9 protein-coding genes and 1 pseudogene are annotated in these 17,496 nt (G+C 66.0%); 6 read left to right on the top strand and 4 right to left on the bottom strand.

The window, feature by feature from the left end; translation table 11 throughout:
• Nucleotides 1-197: 197 nt before the first annotated feature.
• Genes pks2 through G6N13_RS21450 form a run of 4 tightly spaced genes read left to right on the top strand, consistent with a single transcriptional unit; the run spans nt 198 to nt 10,634 of the window.
• Complete coding sequence (pks2, locus tag G6N13_RS21465; RefSeq protein WP_235678111.1) at nt 198-6,431, top strand: sulfolipid-1 biosynthesis phthioceranic/hydroxyphthioceranic acid synthase; 6,234 nt, start codon at nt 198-200, stop codon at nt 6,429-6,431.
• Between the two features lie 29 nt (nt 6,432-6,460).
• Nucleotides 6,461-7,903, top strand: coding sequence for a condensation domain-containing protein (locus G6N13_RS21460; RefSeq protein WP_163700245.1), 1,443 nt, complete (start codon nt 6,461-6,463; stop codon nt 7,901-7,903).
• Complete coding sequence (locus G6N13_RS21455) at nt 7,903-9,273, top strand: hypothetical protein (protein ID WP_163700242.1); 1,371 nt, start codon at nt 7,903-7,905, stop codon at nt 9,271-9,273. The genes G6N13_RS21460 and G6N13_RS21455 overlap by 1 nt, the downstream gene beginning before the upstream one ends.
• Before the next feature lie 11 nt (nt 9,274-9,284).
• Nucleotides 9,285-10,634: a hypothetical protein gene (locus tag G6N13_RS21450; RefSeq protein ID WP_163700239.1), complete on the top strand. Its 1,350-nt coding sequence runs from the start codon at nt 9,285-9,287 to the stop codon at nt 10,632-10,634.
• Between the two features lie 6 nt (nt 10,635-10,640).
• On the opposite strand, the gene G6N13_RS21445 is transcribed toward G6N13_RS21450, so the two are convergent.
• The 4 genes and pseudogenes from G6N13_RS21445 to G6N13_RS21430 all read right to left on the bottom strand — a co-directional run bounded on the left by G6N13_RS21445 (nt 10,641) and on the right by G6N13_RS21430 (nt 13,286).
• A complete protein-coding gene (locus G6N13_RS21445; protein WP_179965031.1) occupies nt 10,641-11,366 on the bottom strand; it encodes a GAP family protein in 726 nt (241 codons plus the stop codon).
• Nucleotides 11,367-11,407: 41 nt separating this feature from the next.
• The gene (locus G6N13_RS21440) at nt 11,408-12,688 is read right to left on the bottom strand and encodes a glycosyltransferase (protein WP_163700236.1); all 1,281 of its coding nucleotides are present in this window, start codon (nt 12,686-12,688) and stop codon (nt 11,408-11,410) included.
• Nucleotides 12,685-12,897, bottom strand: a complete 213-nt coding sequence (locus G6N13_RS21435; RefSeq protein WP_163700233.1) for a hypothetical protein — start codon at nt 12,895-12,897, stop codon at nt 12,685-12,687. The genes G6N13_RS21440 and G6N13_RS21435 overlap by 4 nt, the downstream gene beginning before the upstream one ends.
• A 30-nt stretch (nt 12,898-12,927) precedes the next feature.
• Nucleotides 12,928-13,286, bottom strand: a pseudogene (locus G6N13_RS21430) (XRE family transcriptional regulator).
• A gap of 137 nt (nt 13,287-13,423) precedes the next feature.
• On the opposite strand from G6N13_RS21430, the gene G6N13_RS21425 reads away from it, so the two are divergent.
• Nucleotides 13,424-14,008: a hypothetical protein gene (locus G6N13_RS21425; RefSeq protein WP_163700230.1), complete on the top strand. Its 585-nt coding sequence runs from the start codon at nt 13,424-13,426 to the stop codon at nt 14,006-14,008.
• Nucleotides 14,009-14,237: 229 nt separating this feature from the next.
• Nucleotides 14,238-17,453, top strand: coding sequence for an isoleucine--tRNA ligase (ileS, locus tag G6N13_RS21420; protein WP_163700226.1), 3,216 nt, complete (start codon nt 14,238-14,240; stop codon nt 17,451-17,453).
• Nucleotides 17,454-17,496 lie beyond the last annotated feature (43 nt).

The following is a 17,496-nucleotide window of genomic DNA, read 5'->3' as shown; positions in this document are numbered from 1 at the left end:
AGATTGCTCAATCCCTAATCAAAAACATGAACTCATTCTCGCGGTCTTAACGAAAAACGGCTAAGCTACCGAGCACATTGGCAACTTCGACTGGGTAGCTAACGCTGCTTGGTGGGGACTGGTTGCCTTGCCCAGTCTCAAGAAGTGAGGTGTGAGTGGTGCGTCAGACATCTGTCACCCCCATCGCCGTCGTCGGCATGGCCTGCAGACTGCCCGGTGGTATCGACTCGCCCCGCATGCTCTGGGAGGCGCTGCTCGAGGGTGCCGACCTGGTCACTGAGATTCCTGCCGATCGCTGGGAGGCCGACGACCTCTACGACCCTGAGCCCGGTGTGCCGGGCCGCTCGGTGTCCAAGTGGGGCGCGTTCATCGATGACGTGACCGGTTTCGACCCTGACTTCTTCGGCATCAACGAGCGCGAGGCCACCGCAATGGACCCGCAGCACCGAGTGCTGCTGGAGACCTGCTGGGAAGCCACCGAACAAGCCGGTTTCACCCCGTCGTCCTTGTCGGGCACATCGACCGGTGTCTTCATCGGCATGTCGCACGACGACTACGCGATGGTCACTAGCGACGCGGGTGCCTTCGATCAGGCCTACGCCTTCACCGGCGCGCCCTTCAGTATGGCGTCGGGCCGCATCTCGCATGCGCTCGGTCTCCACGGCCCCGCGGTGACCATGGACACCGCCTGCTCCTCGAGTTTGGTCGCGGTGCACCAAGCTGTCCGCAGCCTGCACGATGGTGAAAGCGATATGGCGCTCGCCGGTGGCGTGATGCTGATGCTGGACAAGCGTCTCTACGCATCGTCGTCGGGCCAGGGCATGCTGTCGCCAACCGGACGCTGCCACTCATTCGACGTCGCCGCCGACGGCTTCGTCCGCGCCGAAGGCTGCGGCATCGTCGTGCTCAAGCGCCTCGATGACGCCCAGCGCGACGGCGACCGCGTACTGGCCGTCATCAAAGCCACCGCGTCCAACCAGGATGGCCGCACCGAAAACATCCTGACGCCGTCGCGGGACGCTCAGGTGTCGGTGTTCCAGGCTGCGCTGGCCGCCGCGGACGTCGACCCCGCCACCGTCGGCATGGTCGAGGCGCACGGCACCGGCACCCCGGTGGGCGACACGATCGAGTTCAACAGCATCTCGACCGTCTACGGCCACTCCGGCCCGACCGCACTCACCTCGGTGAAGAGCAACTTCGGCCATGCCGAGTCCGCCGCGGGCGTGCTGGGACTCATGAAGGCCGTGCTCGCCGTTTACCACGGTGTGGTGCCCCAGAACCTGCACTTCACCCAGCTGTCCGAGAAGAACGCCAAGGTCAAGACCGGGATGTTTGTCCCGACCGAGAACATCCCGTGGCCGAGGCAGGACGGCCCGCGCCGTGCCAGCGTCTCGTCCTACGGCATGTCCGGCACCAACGTGCACGCGATCCTGGAGCAGGCCCCCGAGGCCCCCGTACGCGTCGATGCCGACCGCGCCACCCACGACCTGCTGCTGTTCCCGGTGTGCTCCACCTCGGTCGATGAGCTCCGCAACACCGCCGCAAAGCTGGCTCAGTGGGTCGAGAACGCCGGTGATGAGTTGTCGCTGCCGGATCTGGGCTACACGCTGAGCCGTCGGCGCGGCCATCGTCCGGTGCGTACCTCGGTCATCGCCGAGGATCGCGGCTCGCTGATCAAGCAGTTGCGCGCAGTCGCCGAGGGTGACGAGCCGTATCAGGCCGCCGTTGGCCACGACGACCGCGGCCCCGTCTGGATCTTCTCCGGGCAGGGTTCGCAGTGGGCGTCGATGGGCACCGGCCTGCTGGCCACCGAGCCGGTCTTTGCGGCCAAGGTCGCCGAGATCGAGCCACTGATCGCCGCCGAGTCGGATTTCTCGGTTACCGAGGCGATGACCGCCCCCAACACCGTCGAGGGCATCCACCGGGTTCAGCCCACCATCTTCGCCGTGCAGGTCGCGATGGCGGCCACCATGGCTTCCTACGGGGTGCAGCCCGGTGCAGTCATCGGTCACTCGCTCGGTGAGGTCGCCGCCGCCGTCGTCTCCGGGGCGCTGTCCCTGGAAGACGGCGTCAAGGTCATCTGCCGCCGCTCGCTGCTGTGCCTGCGACTGGCCGGCGGGGGAGCGATGGCCTCCGTCGAGATGCCCGCACAGCAGGTGCGTGAGGAGCTCGAGCAGCAGGGCATCGAAGACGTGGTCGTCGCCGTCGTCGCATCGCCCAAATCGACCGTCATCGGCGGCGCCACCGATACCGTCCGCAAGATCGTGGCCGGTTGGGAAGCCCGCGAGATCATGGCCCGCGAGGTCAACGTCGACGTGGCATCGCACTCGCCGCAGGTCGATCCGATCCTCGACGAGCTCGCCGAGATGCTGGACGACATCACGCCGATGGCACCCGAGGTGCCCTACTACTCAGCGACCTCGTTCGACCCCCGCGAGCAGCCGTACTGCGATGCCGACTACTGGGTGGACAACCTGCGCCACACGGTCCGGTTCTCGGCAGCGGTTCAGACCGCTCTGGAAGATGGCTTCCGCGTCTTCGGCGAGCTGGCCCCGCACCCGCTCCTGATCCGTGCCATCGACCAGACCGCCGGCACGCTCGACATCAGCGTCGCGGCCCTGGCCGGCATGCGTCGCGGCCAAGAGGTCCCCAACGGTATGGGCGACTTCCTCGGCGATCTGTATTCCGCAGGCGCGCAGGTGGACTTCTCGGTTCTCTACCCGGTCGGTCACCTGGTCGATGCCCCGCTGCCCACGTGGACCCACCGCAACCTGGTGCTGATCGCCGACGGTGTCGGCCACGAGGTCCGAGGCGCGCACCTGGTCGCCGCCCACCCGCTGCTGGGCTCGCACGTCCGGCTGCTGGAAGAGCCCGAGCGCCACGCCTGGGCCGCCGAGGTCGGTACCGGCGCGCACCCGTGGCTGGTCGATCACCAGATCAACAATGTCGCGGCACTGCCCGGTGCGGCCTACTGCGAAATGGCGCTGGCCGCCGCGCGCACCGTGTTCGGTGACGACGCCGAGGTTCGCGACGTCACGTTCGAGGCGATGCTGTTGCTCAAGGATGTGACTCCGGTCAGCGCCGTCGCTTCGGCGGACGGCTCAGGTCTCTTCGACTTTGTCGTCGAGACCGACACTGACGGTGAGCGGGAGCGCCGCGCCAGCGCAACGCTGTCTGCCAGCGAGACTGTTGGGCAGCCGACCGCCTACGACATGGACGCGCTGCGCGACGCCCACCCCAACCGCGCTGACGGCGAGGGCGTGCGCCAGTGGTTCGACGGGCGCGGCGTGCAGTTCGGCCCCGCGTTCACGGCGCTGGTCGCGGTCAACGCCGCCGATGAGACCGGCGACACCGTGCTGGCCGAGATCGGCCTGCCCAGCTCGATCCGCAACCAGCAAACCTCCTATGGTGTCCACCCGGCGCTGCTGGACGCCTGCTTCCAGTCGGTGGCCGCCCATCCGGGCGTACAGGCCTCCGGCGCCGGTGGGCTGCTGTTGCCGCTGAGTGTGGACCGCCTGCGGGTGCACGGAACGACCCGCAATGCCCGCTACTGCCTGACCAAGCTGACTTCACTGGACGGTTCTTCGGTCGAGGCCGATATCGATCTCCTCGATGACTACGGCACGGTGTTGTTCACCGTCCAGGGTCTGCGAATGGGCACCGGGATGTCCAAGGACCACGAGGGCGACCGGGTGCTCAACGAGCGCCTGCTCGGCATCGAGTGGCGCCAGAACCAGGTCGCCGAGATCACCCACACCACATCCGCGACGTGGCTGGTGGTCAGCACATCCGATGTGGCCGACCTGCTGTCCTCAGCGCTTACGGACGCGCTGAAACTCAGCGACGCCGACGTCACCACGATGTCCTGGCCGCAGCAGGCCGACCACGCGGGCAACGCCCAGCGGTTGCGCGCGTACTTGACCGAAGGCGGCTTCGCCAACGTCATCGTCGTCAGCGGCGCGCGCAACGGCTGTCCCGAAGAGCAGCTGCCGCACCGCGGGGCAGAGCACGTCCGCCACCTGGTGCGGATCGCCCGTGAGCTGGCCGACACCGCCGGTGACCCGCCGCGGCTCTACGTCATCACCCGCGACGCCCAGACGGTGCTGGCTGACGACCGGCCGAACCTCGAGCAGGCCGGCCTTCGTGGTCTGTTGCGCGTGGTCGGTGCCGAATATCCGCAGCTGCGCCCCAGTCAGATCGATGTCGATGACGATGTTGATTCCAAGCTGCTGGCCCGCGTTCTGCTGAGCGGTTCGGAAGAAGACGAAACGGCGTTCCGGGGTGGCGAGTGGTACACCGCCCACCTCCACCCGAGCCCGTTGCGGCCCGATGAGCGCTACACCACCGTCGTGGATCACTCCCGCGACGGCATGCGCCTTCAGATCCGTACCCCGGGCGATATGCAGACCCTCGAGCTGACTGCCTTCGACCGCATCCCGCCGGGACCGGGGCAAATCGAGGTCGCGGTCACCGCGTCCAGCCTGAACTTCGCTGACGTCCTGCTCGCGTTCGGTCGCTACCCGAGCTTCGAAGGTCTGAACCCGCAGCTGGGCATCGACTTCGCCGGCGTGGTCACCGCGGTCGGTCCGCAGGTCAGCTCGCACCGGGTCGGCGACCACGTGGGTGGTATGTCGCCCAACGGCTGCTGGGGCACGTTCGTGACCTGTGACGCCGACGTCGCCGTGACGCTGCCGGCGGGCCTGCGTGACGATCAGGCCGCTGCGGTGTCAACCGCGTCGGCCACCGCCTGGTACAGCCTGGTCGACCTGGCCAAGATCAAGGCCGGCGACAAGGTGCTGATCCATTCCGCGACCGGTGGTGTGGGTCAGGCCGCGATCGCGATCGCTCGCCACACCGGTGCGGAGATTTTCGCCACCGCCGGCACCGAGGAGCGCCGGGACATCCTGCGCCATATGGGCATCACCGGTGTCTACGACTCGCGCAGCGCCGCCTTCGCCGAGCAGATCCGCAAGGACACCGACGGCTACGGCGTCGATATCGTGCTGAACTCGCTGACCGGTGCCTCCCAGCGGGCCGGCGTCGACCTGCTCGCCTTCGGCGGCCGGTTCGTCGAGATCGGTAAGAAGGACATCTACGGCGACACCCGGCTCGGGCTGTTCCCGTTCCGGCGCAACCTGTCCTTCTACGGTGTCGACCTGGCGCTGATGGCCACCACGCACCCCGAGCAGGTCCGCGACCTGCTGAGCACCGTCTATCGGCTGACCGCCGAGGGCGTCCTGCCGCAGCCGGAGACCACGCACTACCCGCTGGCCGACGCCGCGACCGCCATCCGCGTGATGGGTGCGGCCGAGCACACCGGCAAGCTGCTGCTCTCGGTGCCGAAGGTGGGCCACAGCAATGTCATGGTGCCGCCGCAGCAGGCCACGGTCTTCCGCACGGACGGCTCCTACATCATCACCGGTGGTCTCGGCGGCCTTGGCTTGTTCCTCGCCGCGAAGATGGCTGCGGCCGGCTGCGGCCGGATCGTGCTGAACTCGCGCTCTGAGCCGAAGGCCGAAGCACTGGCCGAGATCGCCCGCATGCGGGCCGCCGGTACCGAGGTCGAGGTCGTCAGCGGCGATATCGCACTGTCGGAGACTGTCGACCGCCTGGTGGCGGTGGCCACCGAGACCGGCCGGGCTGTGCGCGGTGTCCTGCACGCCGCCGCCGTCGTCGAGGACGCGATCCTGACCAATATCAGTGATGAGCTGATCGACCGGGACTGGGCTCCAAAGGTCTACGGCGCCTGGCACCTACACCGGGCCACCACCGCGCAGCCGCTGGACTGGTTCTGCTCGTTCTCCTCGGCGGCCGCCCTGATGGGCTCGCCCGGGCAGGGTGCCTACGCCGCGGCCAACAGCTGGCTCGACGGGTTCACCCACTGGCGCCGCTCGCAGGGTCTGCCCGCCACCGCGATCGCCTGGGCGGCATGGGACGAGATCGGCGCCGGCAAGCACCTGGCCGCTGCCGGCGACACCGCGATGATCAGCCCGGACGAGGGCGCGCATGCGTTCGAGGCGCTGCTGCGCCACGACCGCGCCTACAGCGGCTACGCACCGATCATCGGTACGCCGTGGCTGACCGATCTCGCCGCGCGCAGCCCGTTCGCCGAGGCTTTCCAGGCCAGCGGAGACCGGCCGGCAGACACCAGCAGCTTCCGGGCAGAACTGCATGACCTGCCGCGCGACGAATGGACGACGCGGGTGCGCCGGCTGGTATCCGAGCAGCTCAGCCTGATACTGAGGAGATCTATCGACCCAGACCGGCCGATTTCGGAGTACGGTTTGGACTCCTTGGGGAACCTCGAACTACGAACCCGTATCGAAACTGAAACGGGAATACGCGTTCGATCGATGGATATAACTACTGTCCGGTCGCTGGCCGAAAGCCTGTGCGAAACGCTTGCCGGCGTCATCACGTCTGCACGCTGACAAACAAGGGTCGATAGGGGAATCTGACAGTGGTCGCACTTACCGCAATCCATGACTGGGTTGACGCGCCGGGCACGGTCGTGTCGTGGAGCCCGTCGCCGGCATGCCTGAAGAAGGTCCAGGACGCGCCCGTGAGCGACGTGCCTGCGAGCTACCAGCAGGGCCAGCACATCCGCAGCTACCGCAATCACACGGCCAATGGGCTGGAGATGGCGCGGCTGCTGATCCCGGCATGGAACATGCCCGGCAAGTGTGACGTCCGGGCGATGACCTTCGTCATCAATGCCTACCTGCGCCGGCACGACACCTATCACAGCTGGTTCGAGTTTGACGACGCCGACCAGATCGTCCGCCACACCCTCGGGAACCCGAACGACATCCAGTTCGTGGCCAGCAAGCACGGCGAGATGAACTCGGCGCAGTGGAAGAAGCACGTCCTCGACACCCCGAGCCCGCTGGAGTGGGACTGCTTCCGCTTCGGTGTCATCCAGCGCGCCGATCACTTCACGTTCTACGTCAGCGTCGACCACCTGCACGCCGACGCGATGCTGATGATGGCGCTGTTCGTCGAGATGCACATGAACTACGAGGCCCTGGCCGGCGGTGGCGCACCGCTGCGTCTGCCGGATGCGGGCAGCTACGCCGACTACTGCGTGCGCCAGCGCAGCTACACCGAGCAGCTGACCATGGATTCGCCGGACGTTCGCGGCTGGCTGGACTTCCTGGACAGCAATGGCGGAACCCTGCCGACGTTCCCGTTGCCGCTGGGTGATCCGTCCGTGCACTGCAGCGGTGACCTGCTGACCGTTCAGCTGATGGACGATCACGAGTCGGACCGCTTCGAGTCGGCCTGCACCGCGGCGGGTGTCCGCTTCATCGGTGGCGTCTTCGCTGCCGCTGCCATCGCCCACCGCCAGCTGACCGGTGCCGACGACTACCACGTCATCACGCCGACCACCACCCGCAGCACTCCGGCGGAGTTCATGACCACCGGTTGGTTCACCGGCGTCGTTCCGCTGTCGGTACCCGTCGCCGCGCGCAATTTCGCCGAGGTGGCCCGCGCCGCCCAGGAGTCGTTCGACTCGGGGATGCCGCTGGCAAACGTGCCCATCGAGCGGGTGTACGAGCTTGCCGAGTCGGAGTCCACCCCACGTATCCACCCGGCCGGACCGGGTGTGCCGATGCTGTCCTACCTCGACGTGGGCCTGCCGCCGCTGAACCCGGTCATCATGTCTCAGTGGTATGCGCAGAGCGGGCACATCTACACCGATCTGGGCGCGGCGAATCAGGTCGGCATGTGGGTGAACCGGCGCACCGAAGGCACGATCATCACCGTCGCCTACCCGGACAACCCGATCGCTCGCGAGTCTGTTGCCGAGTTCGTCGAACTCATGAAGTGCATTTATCTTCGGGTGGCCGACGGCCGCTCCGAACTCGTGTCGTCGTCTCGCTTGCCCGTCGCAACGGTCTGATGCCGGTGGGCGACGACCGCCGGCCCGCACCCGACAATGTGGTGCCCTACGCCGACCAGGCGCTGCTGTTGGCGCTGCGCGGGGCCGGTCAAGAGGCCGTCATGCAGGTCCTATGGATCTACGAGCATCCGATCGACCTCGACGGTGTTCGGCGTTTCCATCAGAACTACGGCCAGGGGCTCATCGGCCGGCTGATCGAGCGCTCGCCGCTGCCGTTCGGCCGCCACCGGTGGGTCTCGGTTCCCGGACCGCAGGCTGAGCTGGACATTGCCGAGCATCCGCGCCCCCGTGAGGAGCTGTACGACTGGGCGCACGAGCAGGTGGAGCTGCCTCTCGATCCGGAATTCGGTCCGTCCTGGCGGCTGGGTGTCCAGTCGTTCACCGACGGAACCAGCGCCGTGAGCCTGGTCGATTCGCACACCGTGATCGACGGTGGCGGTGCGGTCGTCACGGTCGCTGATGCCGTTCTGGGCATCCGCAAAGACCTGGGTTATCCGCCCCGCAATTCCCGCACCCGCATGCGTGCCCTTCGTGAAGACGTCCGACAACTGGGTAAGGATCTGCCCGAGATCGGCCGAACGCTGCGCAAAGCGGCCAACGTGGCCACCCGTCGCAAAGCCGAGCTGACCCGCCCCAGCGTGCCGGTGCCGACGTCCGTCGGTGGCAGCGATGACGTCGTCAAGACGGCGTTCAGCACGGCGCTCATCGACATCGGCGACTGGGATAGCCGGGCGGAGAGGCTCGGTGGTAATCATTTTTCGCTGGTCGCCGGATTCGCCGGCAAGCTGGCCGAAATTCTGGGCCGCACGCGTGCGACCGACGGCGCCGTGACGCTGATGATTCCGGTCAGCGAGCGTGCTGACGCCGACGACACCGGCGGCAATGTCGTGACGATCGCCAAAGTGACGTTCGACCCCGGTCCGGTGGCGAAGGATCTTTCCGGAGCGCGTACGGCGATCAAGCAGGGTCTGGCGACCGCGCGGGAGAAGCCCGACGAGATGGTCGAGCTGCTACCGCTCATCCCGTTCCTGCCCAAACGCGCGATGGCCCGGATGGCCGATATGGCCTTCAGCTTCACCGACGACGTACCGGTGAATTGCTCGAATCTGGGGGACGTGCCCGACATTTTGCTCAGCGTCGACGGCACCGTGGCCGAACGGTTCTACTTCCGCGGTATCGACCGCAATCTGACCCGCGGTGTCCTGGAGCGACGGCACGGGCTGATGACGGTGGCCTCGATGCGCCTGGGCGGTAAAGTCATCCTGCCGGTCATGAGTTATCTACCGGGCGCGGACAACTCGCGCGCGCGGCTACGCGAGGTGATCGCCCAGACTCTGGCAGAGTTCCAGCTGTCCAACGTCATCGAGTGAGGGTTTGAGCAGTGACCACTGAATCGCAGGAACACCGGCTTGAGTTCTTCGACCAGACGGCGTTCGAGATGATGCGGGCCACCGGGCGTGGCCAGCTCATGCAATGCGTCTGGGTCTACGAGCATCCCGTCGATTTTGAGGGACTTCGCCGTTTTCACCGCAACTTCGCCCAATCGCACGGCGGACGGCACATCGAGCGTTCACCGCTGCCGTTCGGCCGGCCGCGCTGGGTCAAGCCCGGTCATGCTCCGTCGGAGATCCAGATCAACGAGACGGCCCGTCCGCGCGCCGAGCTCATGGATTGGGCAGACGAGCTCGCCAGTCTGCCGATCGACCCCGAGCACGGCCCGACGTGGTATCTCGTCGTGCAACCGCTCACCGACGGTTCCACCGCGATCAGCATGGTGGGCTCGCATGTCATCGGGGACGGGATCGGGGCCGGGCTAGCGGTCTTCGAAGCGGTCACCGATACCGTCCGTGACGCGGGATATGACCGGCCGGGCTCGCGGACCCGTCGCCAGGCGTTGGCCGCCGACGCGCGCCAGGTCGTGCGTGACCTGCCGGTGACGCGCAAGGCGCTGGTCAACGGCGCAAAACTGGTGTGGGGGAAGCGGCGAGAGCTCGCCCAATCCAGAAAGACGCGCGCCGGCCAGCCGATCGAGGAGTTCGTCTCGGTACCTTCGGCGGCGGTCATCGTCGATATCGCGGAGTGGGATGCGCGCGCGGAAAGCCTTGGCGGGAACGGTTATTCCCTGCTGGTGGGGTTCACCGCGCAGGTGGCCAAGCACATGGGCCGGTGCCGTCGCTCCGACGGAGCGGTGACGCTGGTGATCGCGATCAACCTCCGGGAGAGCCTGGAAGACGACCGTGCCCTTGCCATGGCCTTCGCCAATGCCACCGTCGACCCGGAGAAGGTGACCGTCGATCTGACCGAGGCCCGCACCGTCGTCCGCGAGGCGCGGCAGATGGCCAAGGAACAGACCGACCCCACCATGGAACTGCTACCGCTGATGCCGTGGTTACCCAAGGCCGCGGTCAAAGCGGTGGCCGAGCTGCTGTTCTCCTACTCCGAGGATCTGCCGGTGTCCTGCTCGAACCTCGGTGATCTGCCGCCGCAGATCGCCCAGGTCGACGGCACCACTGCCGAGTTGGTGATTCTGCGTGCGTTGGACCAGAACGTGACGATGCGGGAGATCGAGCGGTCGCGCGGTCAGCTCGTCGTGGTGTCCGCGCGGGTAAACGGGAAGGTCTCGATCTCGATCGAGGCCTACGAGATCGGCGCGGAGAACACCAAGCAGCAGCTGCGCGAGCTGGCCGAGACGACGCTCACCGAGTTCGGGCTCACCGGCGTCATCGTCTGACTCGGGTCACAGGCTGTGCAGGCCAACCCCGATCAGGATGATCCCGACCACCGCGACAAACGCACCGGCGTGCTTGCGGGTGCGGGTGCGGATCCATTCGTTGAAGCGCTGTACCCAGATCCGGGTCTTGCCGGGTACCACCATGAAACTCAGTAGCGGGATCACCGCAGCCCAGCTGGCCAGCAGCAGGAAGGTGACCAACGCCGACGCCTGCTCGATGGGCGGGGCCTTAGAGGCGATGATCAGCGCCAGCAGCGCCATGTAGTCGACGCTCGGCATCGCCAGCGCCGCGCCGATCGAACCCGAGAACCACGACGACTCGCCCTTGGCGAAGCCGCGCACCTTGGTCGACAGCCGGCTGAACCGGCTCGGCGGCGCGGCATCCTGCACTACGACGGGGGTATCGGCGGCACCGGCCGGCACCTCGACCATCTCCTTGCGCGCGAACTGCTTCAACGGAATGTTGGACGCCAACAGGCCGCCCAGCAATACGGCGACGGCACCGATGCCGATCTGGATGAGCGCCGGGTTGAAGTTGGCCTTGCTCAGGAAGCTGTGGTGGAAGATGAACAGCACCGCGAAGCCCACGCTGAGGCTCACCGTCAGGCCGGTGCAGAGGAAGACGAACAGATGCCGCGCCGGCCGGGGACGGGTCAGCAGTAGGGCGATCAACCCGATACGTGCGGGCTCGATGCTCACCGCGAGGCCCAGTAGCACCACGGTTGTCCACACAGCGCGAAACTCTACCTTGCCGGGCCTGAGCAGCGTTGACATCAGCCGGGGCGGCGGTTGCGGCCGGCCGCTTCGAGAAGGTCGGCCGCGGCGGTCACGCTGCTTGACGCCGGGCTCATCCGGGTGGCGAGCAAACGGGACTGTTCGACTATTTGCCGAGACAGCACGGCGCGTAGATCGGCCAGCAGCGAATACCGTGTAGAAGCTGAGAAACGTCGGGATGTGCCGATACCGAGCCGTTCTATCTGTTTGCCCCACAATGGTTGCTCCGCAGCGACCCATAGCACCAGAGTGGGCACTCCGGCCCGGATCCCGGCCGCGGTGGTGCCCGCGCCGCCGTGGTGCACCACGGCTCGGCAGGACGGGAACACGGCGGCGTGGTTGACCGAGCCCACGACCTTGACGTGCTCGGCGGTGGCAGTGTCGTCGAAATCCGAGAAGCCCGCGCAGATCAAGGCGCGCTCGCCGAGCTCCGCGCAGACGTCGCTGACCAGCCGAACCGTCTCGGCGGGGGAGTCGATCGGCATACTGCCGAAGCCGAAGTAGATGGGTGGCGTTCCGTTGGCGATCCACGATGTCACTTCGGTGTCGACCTCGGTGGGAAGCTGCAGTGTCAGTGATCCGATCAGCGGGCGTCGCTCACCCCATTCCCGGGCCAGCCCGGGGAAGAACACCTTGTCGTAGGCCTGGATCTCGAGTGCGCCCGCGGCCACGATGCGCGCCACCGGCCGGGTGGTCGCCACGGGCAGGCCCAGGTCGCGGCGCTGGGCGGATTCCGCCGGTTTCAGCAGCCGCCAGTGCAGCCATTCACCCATCGAATATGCCGCGCTGGCCACGGATAGCGGCAGCTTGACCGGCAGTACCTGGGTGTTGGCCCGCACCGGGAAGTAGTGCACCTCGGCCAGCGGGATGCCGCGAAACTCGGCCACGTTGGCCGCGATCTCCTGATACGCCGTGCCCGTCACCATCAGGTCGGCGCCGTCGGCCAGCGACAGCAGCGTGTCGCTCATCTCGGACCAGCCGCGAGTCGCCGCCGCCCTGGCTTTGCGCACGGCAGTCAGCGGGTTGCCTAGCCGGACCCAGTCCGCCGGAGCGGCCGCCGTGAGCGCATCGGGGCGCTCGAAGACGTCGCCCTGCAGTTGTTTCTGGGAGTCGGGACCGTAGCCGACGAGGGCCGCAACGCCCGCGGACTCGGCGAAACCGACGAGGTTGGGTGGTACGGCCATCCGCACGTCGTGCCCGCGACGCTGCAGCTCAAGTGCTACTGCCGCACAGGGTTCGACGTCACCGCGTGTCCCGTGGATGCTCACCGCGAATTTCATCGATGCCCATTATCGGGGACCCGCCCGAGGGTGTCCGCGGTCAGCTCGACGCTCGGGTGAACTTGGTCTTGATGCGCCACGCACGCGCAGGCGAAGAACCAGACCAGCTTGCCGCCTTCGAGCTCCTGAAGCGTTGGCGCAATACCAGCACCACGCCGGCCCTGCAGGGCGATGTTCAGTGATATGCGCACCAAGACCCATGCAGTCATCGCCTAACGCCCGAATAACGTCAGCAAATACTACAGTGGCGGATCGTTGAGTCGAGGTTTCAATTCTGAGAGGTTTCCAGGAATTCGAGTCGTGGCGACGGTATCAATTGTCGTCAGCGTAAATGTCGGCCGAATCGATGTATTGCCGGAGTTCTTCGCGACTCATCAATCGGAAGTGGACCTGCAAGTCCGGATAACTGAGCCCGGATCGCGTGGCCACCAGGCGCAGCTCCTCGGCATTGGGGTGGACGCGTTCCTTGACCCGCCGGTAATACGTGCTGCTTGAGGTACCTTCAGGCGTCGTGGACGCCCTTGGCTTCGATGTCCCCGTCCAGGAGGTGGCCGAGCGAGGTCTTGAGCTGACCTCCGTTTTTATCCGTCCTGGGCACCGGCAAAGAATAACCCGGAACTCCCGGTAATAGGTACTCGGAACGCAATTCAGGGAATTCATAGGTCAATTGACAGCGTCGTCACAATTTCGGGATTGGTCTCCCATTTTTGGGACACAACCGCTACCGTAACGGCCATGGTTGCTCCTGTGACCTACCCGTCTAGCAATGTGCGGGTAGTTGACGATCGGACTCTCGGCCGGCCTCGACCAGAGGATTTGGTCCGACTCTCGGCTCCGCTGTCCCACGAACTGACCGATGAACTCGACGGTGCTGTTGAGTTCGCCGGTCTCGGTGTCGAGGAAGTTCTTCTGGCCGCTCTGGGCCGGGCGATCGCCCGGACCATCGGCGTCGGTTTCGCGACGATCAGTGGTTTGACCACGGTCCGCCCGGTCCGGCTGTGCTGTGCTGAAGAACGACACATGGATGCCAACGCGCTGTTGGCTGATGTCCGCGAGGCGTTGACGCCAGCCAGGCAGCTCAGCAATGCGCCGGCCGACGTCGTGTTCTCGTTTCTCGGGCTGCCGCCGGATCCGGCACTCGGACCGCTTCAGCTCACCGACGGTCCGGCCCTGGGGGTGCTCGCCTACCGCGGCGACGGGGAATTGCAGATGGACTGGTGGTTCGACGGCTGGCGGCTCGACCACTGCACCATCGAAGAACTGACGATCCAGTTCCGGCTCGGTCTGATCGGTCTGACCTCCGAGGCCATCCCGGCCTGAGCCGGCGGCTAGAATTCTCCCAACGGCGTCGATCCGGCTATCACCGGGGAGCCTTCGGAAGAACAGCCCACTTCGCGGGCCGAGTAGAACCGAACGGGCAGGCCCGTCATAGCCGATACAAGAGCGACGCGCGGATGACGCGCGTAAGCGGGGTGGTACCGCGGCGCTCGCGCACCAGCGCGTCGTCGTCCCCGTGCCCAGGCAGCTGGCACAGGAGACGAACGCGCACGTGACCGAGAATGGCTATCCGAAGCCGGCCGGTGGCTCACCCAGTTTTCCCGCCCTCGAACTCGAGGTGCTCGACTATTGGGCGACCGACGATACCTTCCGGGCGAGTATCTCCCGCCGCGACGGCGCGAAAGAATACGTGTTCTACGACGGTCCGCCGTTTGCCAACGGCCTGCCGCACTACGGCCACCTGCTGACGGGCTATGTCAAGGACATCGTGCCGCGCTATCGCACGATGCGCGGCTACAAGGTCGAGCGCCGGTTCGGCTGGGACACCCACGGGCTGCCGGCCGAACTCGAGGTGCAGCGTCAGCTCGGTATCACCGACAAGGCCGAGATCGAAGCGATGGGCATCGAGACGTTCAACGATGCCTGCCGCGAATCGGTGCTCAAGTACACCAGCGAGTGGCGCGACTACGTGACCCGTCAGGCCCGCTGGGTCGATTTCGACAACGACTACAAGACACTCGACCTGTCGTTCATGGAGTCGGTCATCTGGGCGTTCAAACAGTTGTGGGACAAGGGCCTTGCCTATCAAGGCGTCCGGGTGCTGCCGTACTGCTGGAATGACGAGACCCCGCTGTCCAACCACGAGCTGCGGATGGACGATGACGTCTACCAGAGCCGGCAGGACCCGGCCATCACCGTCGGGTTCCGGGTCAACGAGCCCGGATCCGATCTGGACGGCGCGTACCTGCTGATCTGGACCACCACGCCGTGGACGCTGCCGTCCAACCAGGCGGTGGCGGTCAACCCCGAGGTCGACTACGTCGTCATCCGGGTCGATGACCGCCGCCTCGTGCTGGCGCAGGCGCGGCTGGGCGCCTATGCGCGCGAGTTCGGGGAGGAGCCCGAGGTGCTCGCCACCGTCACCGGTGCACAGCTGCTCGGCCTGCATTACCTGCCGCCGTTCCCCTATTTCGGTGACTCTTCCAACGCTTTTCAGGTGCTGCGTGGCGATTTCGTCACCACCGAGGACGGCACTGGTGTGGTGCACATGGCGCCCGCCTATGGTGAGGACGATAAGGCGACCACCGACACCGTCGGGATCGTGCCGGTCACCCCGGTGGACTCCAAGGGTCGCTTCGACGTCACGGTGCCGGACTATCAGGGCCAGCACGTGTTCGACGCCAACCCGCAGATCATCCGGGATCTGAAGAACGGCACCGGATCGGCCGCGGTGAACGCCCCGGTGCTGATTCGGCACGAAACGTACGAGCACTCCTATCCGCACTGCTGGCGCTGCCGCAATCCGCTGATCTACCGCGCGGTGTCGTCATGGTTTGTCAAGGTCACCGAGTTCCGGGACCGGATGGTCGAACTCAACCAGCAGATCACCTGGTATCCCGAACACGTCAAAGACGGCCAGTTCGGCAAGTGGCTATCGGGCGCGCGGGACTGGTCGATCTCGCGAAATCGCTACTGGGGAACCCCCATTCCGGTGTGGGTATCCGACGATCCGGCGCACCCGCGGATCGACGTCTACGGCAGCCTCGACGAGCTGGAGCGCGACTTCGGCGTGCGTCCGGACAACCTGCACCGGCCCTATATCGATGAGCTGATCCGGCCCAATCCCGATGACCCATCCGGTAATTCGACGATGCGCCGTATCGACGACGTTTTCGACGTGTGGTTCGACTCCGGGTCGATGCCATACGCTCAGGTGCACTACCCGTTCGAGAACCAGGATTGGTTCCAGACCCACTTCCCGGGTGACTTCATCGTGGAGTACATCGGCCAGACGCGCGGCTGGTTCTACACGCTGCATGTGCTGTCGAGCGCGCTCTTTGATAAGCCGGCGTTCAAAACCTGTGTGTCACACGGGATCGTCCTGGGCAACGACGGCGCCAAGATGAGCAAGTCGCTGCGCAACTATCCCGATGTCAACGAGGTGTTCGACCGCGACGGCTCCGATGCCATGCGGTGGTTCCTGATGGCCTCGCCGATCCTGCGCGGCGGCAATCTGGTGGTCACCGAACAGGGTATCCGTGAAGGTGTCCGGCAGGTGCTGCTACCGCTGTGGAACGCCTACAGTTTCCTGACCTTGTACGCGCCGAAAATCGGTACCTGGCGCGTGGATTCGACCCATGTGCTGGACCGCTACATCCTGGCCAAGCTCGCTGAGCTGCATGACGGGCTGACCGGTGCGATGGATGTCTGCGATATCTCCGGTGCCTGCGAGCAGCTGCGCCAGTTCACCGAGGCGCTCACGAACTGGTATGTGCGCCGGTCGCGTTCGCGGTTCTGGGATGAGGATCGTGATGCCATCGACACCCTGCACACCGTGCTCGAGGTGACCACTCGGCTGGCGGCTCCGCTGCTGCCGATGTCCACCGAGGTGATCTGGCGTGGCCTGACCGGTGAGCGTTCGGTGCATCTGACCGACTGGCCGCAGGCTGGTGTCGTCCCCGCGGACCCCGCGCTGGTGGCGGCCATGGACCAGGTGAGAGACGTGTGCTCGACGGCGTCCTCGCTTCGTAAGGCCAACAGGTTGCGGGTGCGGTTGCCGCTGCCGAAACTGACTGTCGCGGTTGATAATCCGTCGGCGCTCGCACCGTTCGCGGACCTGATCGCCGATGAGCTCAATGTCAAGGCCGTCGAGCTCACCGACGACATCCCGGCCTACGGCCGCTTCGAGCTCGCGGTCAACGCCCGAGCTGCAGGACCGCGTATCGGCAAGGACGTGCAGGCCGCCATCAAGGCGGTCAAAGCCGGCGACTATGTGCTGGGGGCTGACGGCACGCTCACCGCGGGCCCGGCGGTGCTGTTGCCAGAGGAGTTCACGGCCAAACTGGTCGCGGCCGATCCCGAGTGGACCGCCGCGCTCCCCGAGGGCACCGGGCTGGTAGTGCTGGACGGCACGCTCACGCCCGAGTTGGAGGCCGAGGGCTGGGCGCGGGACATGATTCGGGAATTCCAAGAGGTCCGACGCAGGCTTGGATTGGATATCGGGGACCGAATTGAGCTGGAACTGACCATTCGGGAATTCGAAGAAGGTTGGCGCGATGAGCTGAGAAGCTTTATGGCACAGGAACTCCTGGCCCACAGCTTCACGATCGTGCCAAATCCGGCTTTACGGGTGGGCACGCCAGAAGATTCAGGCCTAGATATGGTCGGCGGAAGGCTGAGCACTCAACCTGACGAGGATGGGTGGATGATCGGCTCGGTCGGTCGAGGCTACAAGTACCGGCTCAGGAGAGTCGCCACAGCGGATTGAGACTTTGGCGGCAGATCGGCTCAGTGACGAGTGGCCAGTTATG

The sequence above is a fragment of the Mycolicibacterium sarraceniae genome (genome assembly GCF_010731875.1).
In the GTDB taxonomy this organism is placed as follows: domain Bacteria; phylum Actinomycetota; class Actinomycetes; order Mycobacteriales; family Mycobacteriaceae; genus Mycobacterium; species Mycobacterium sarraceniae.
This window is presented reverse-complemented; position numbering and strand designations above follow the sequence as displayed.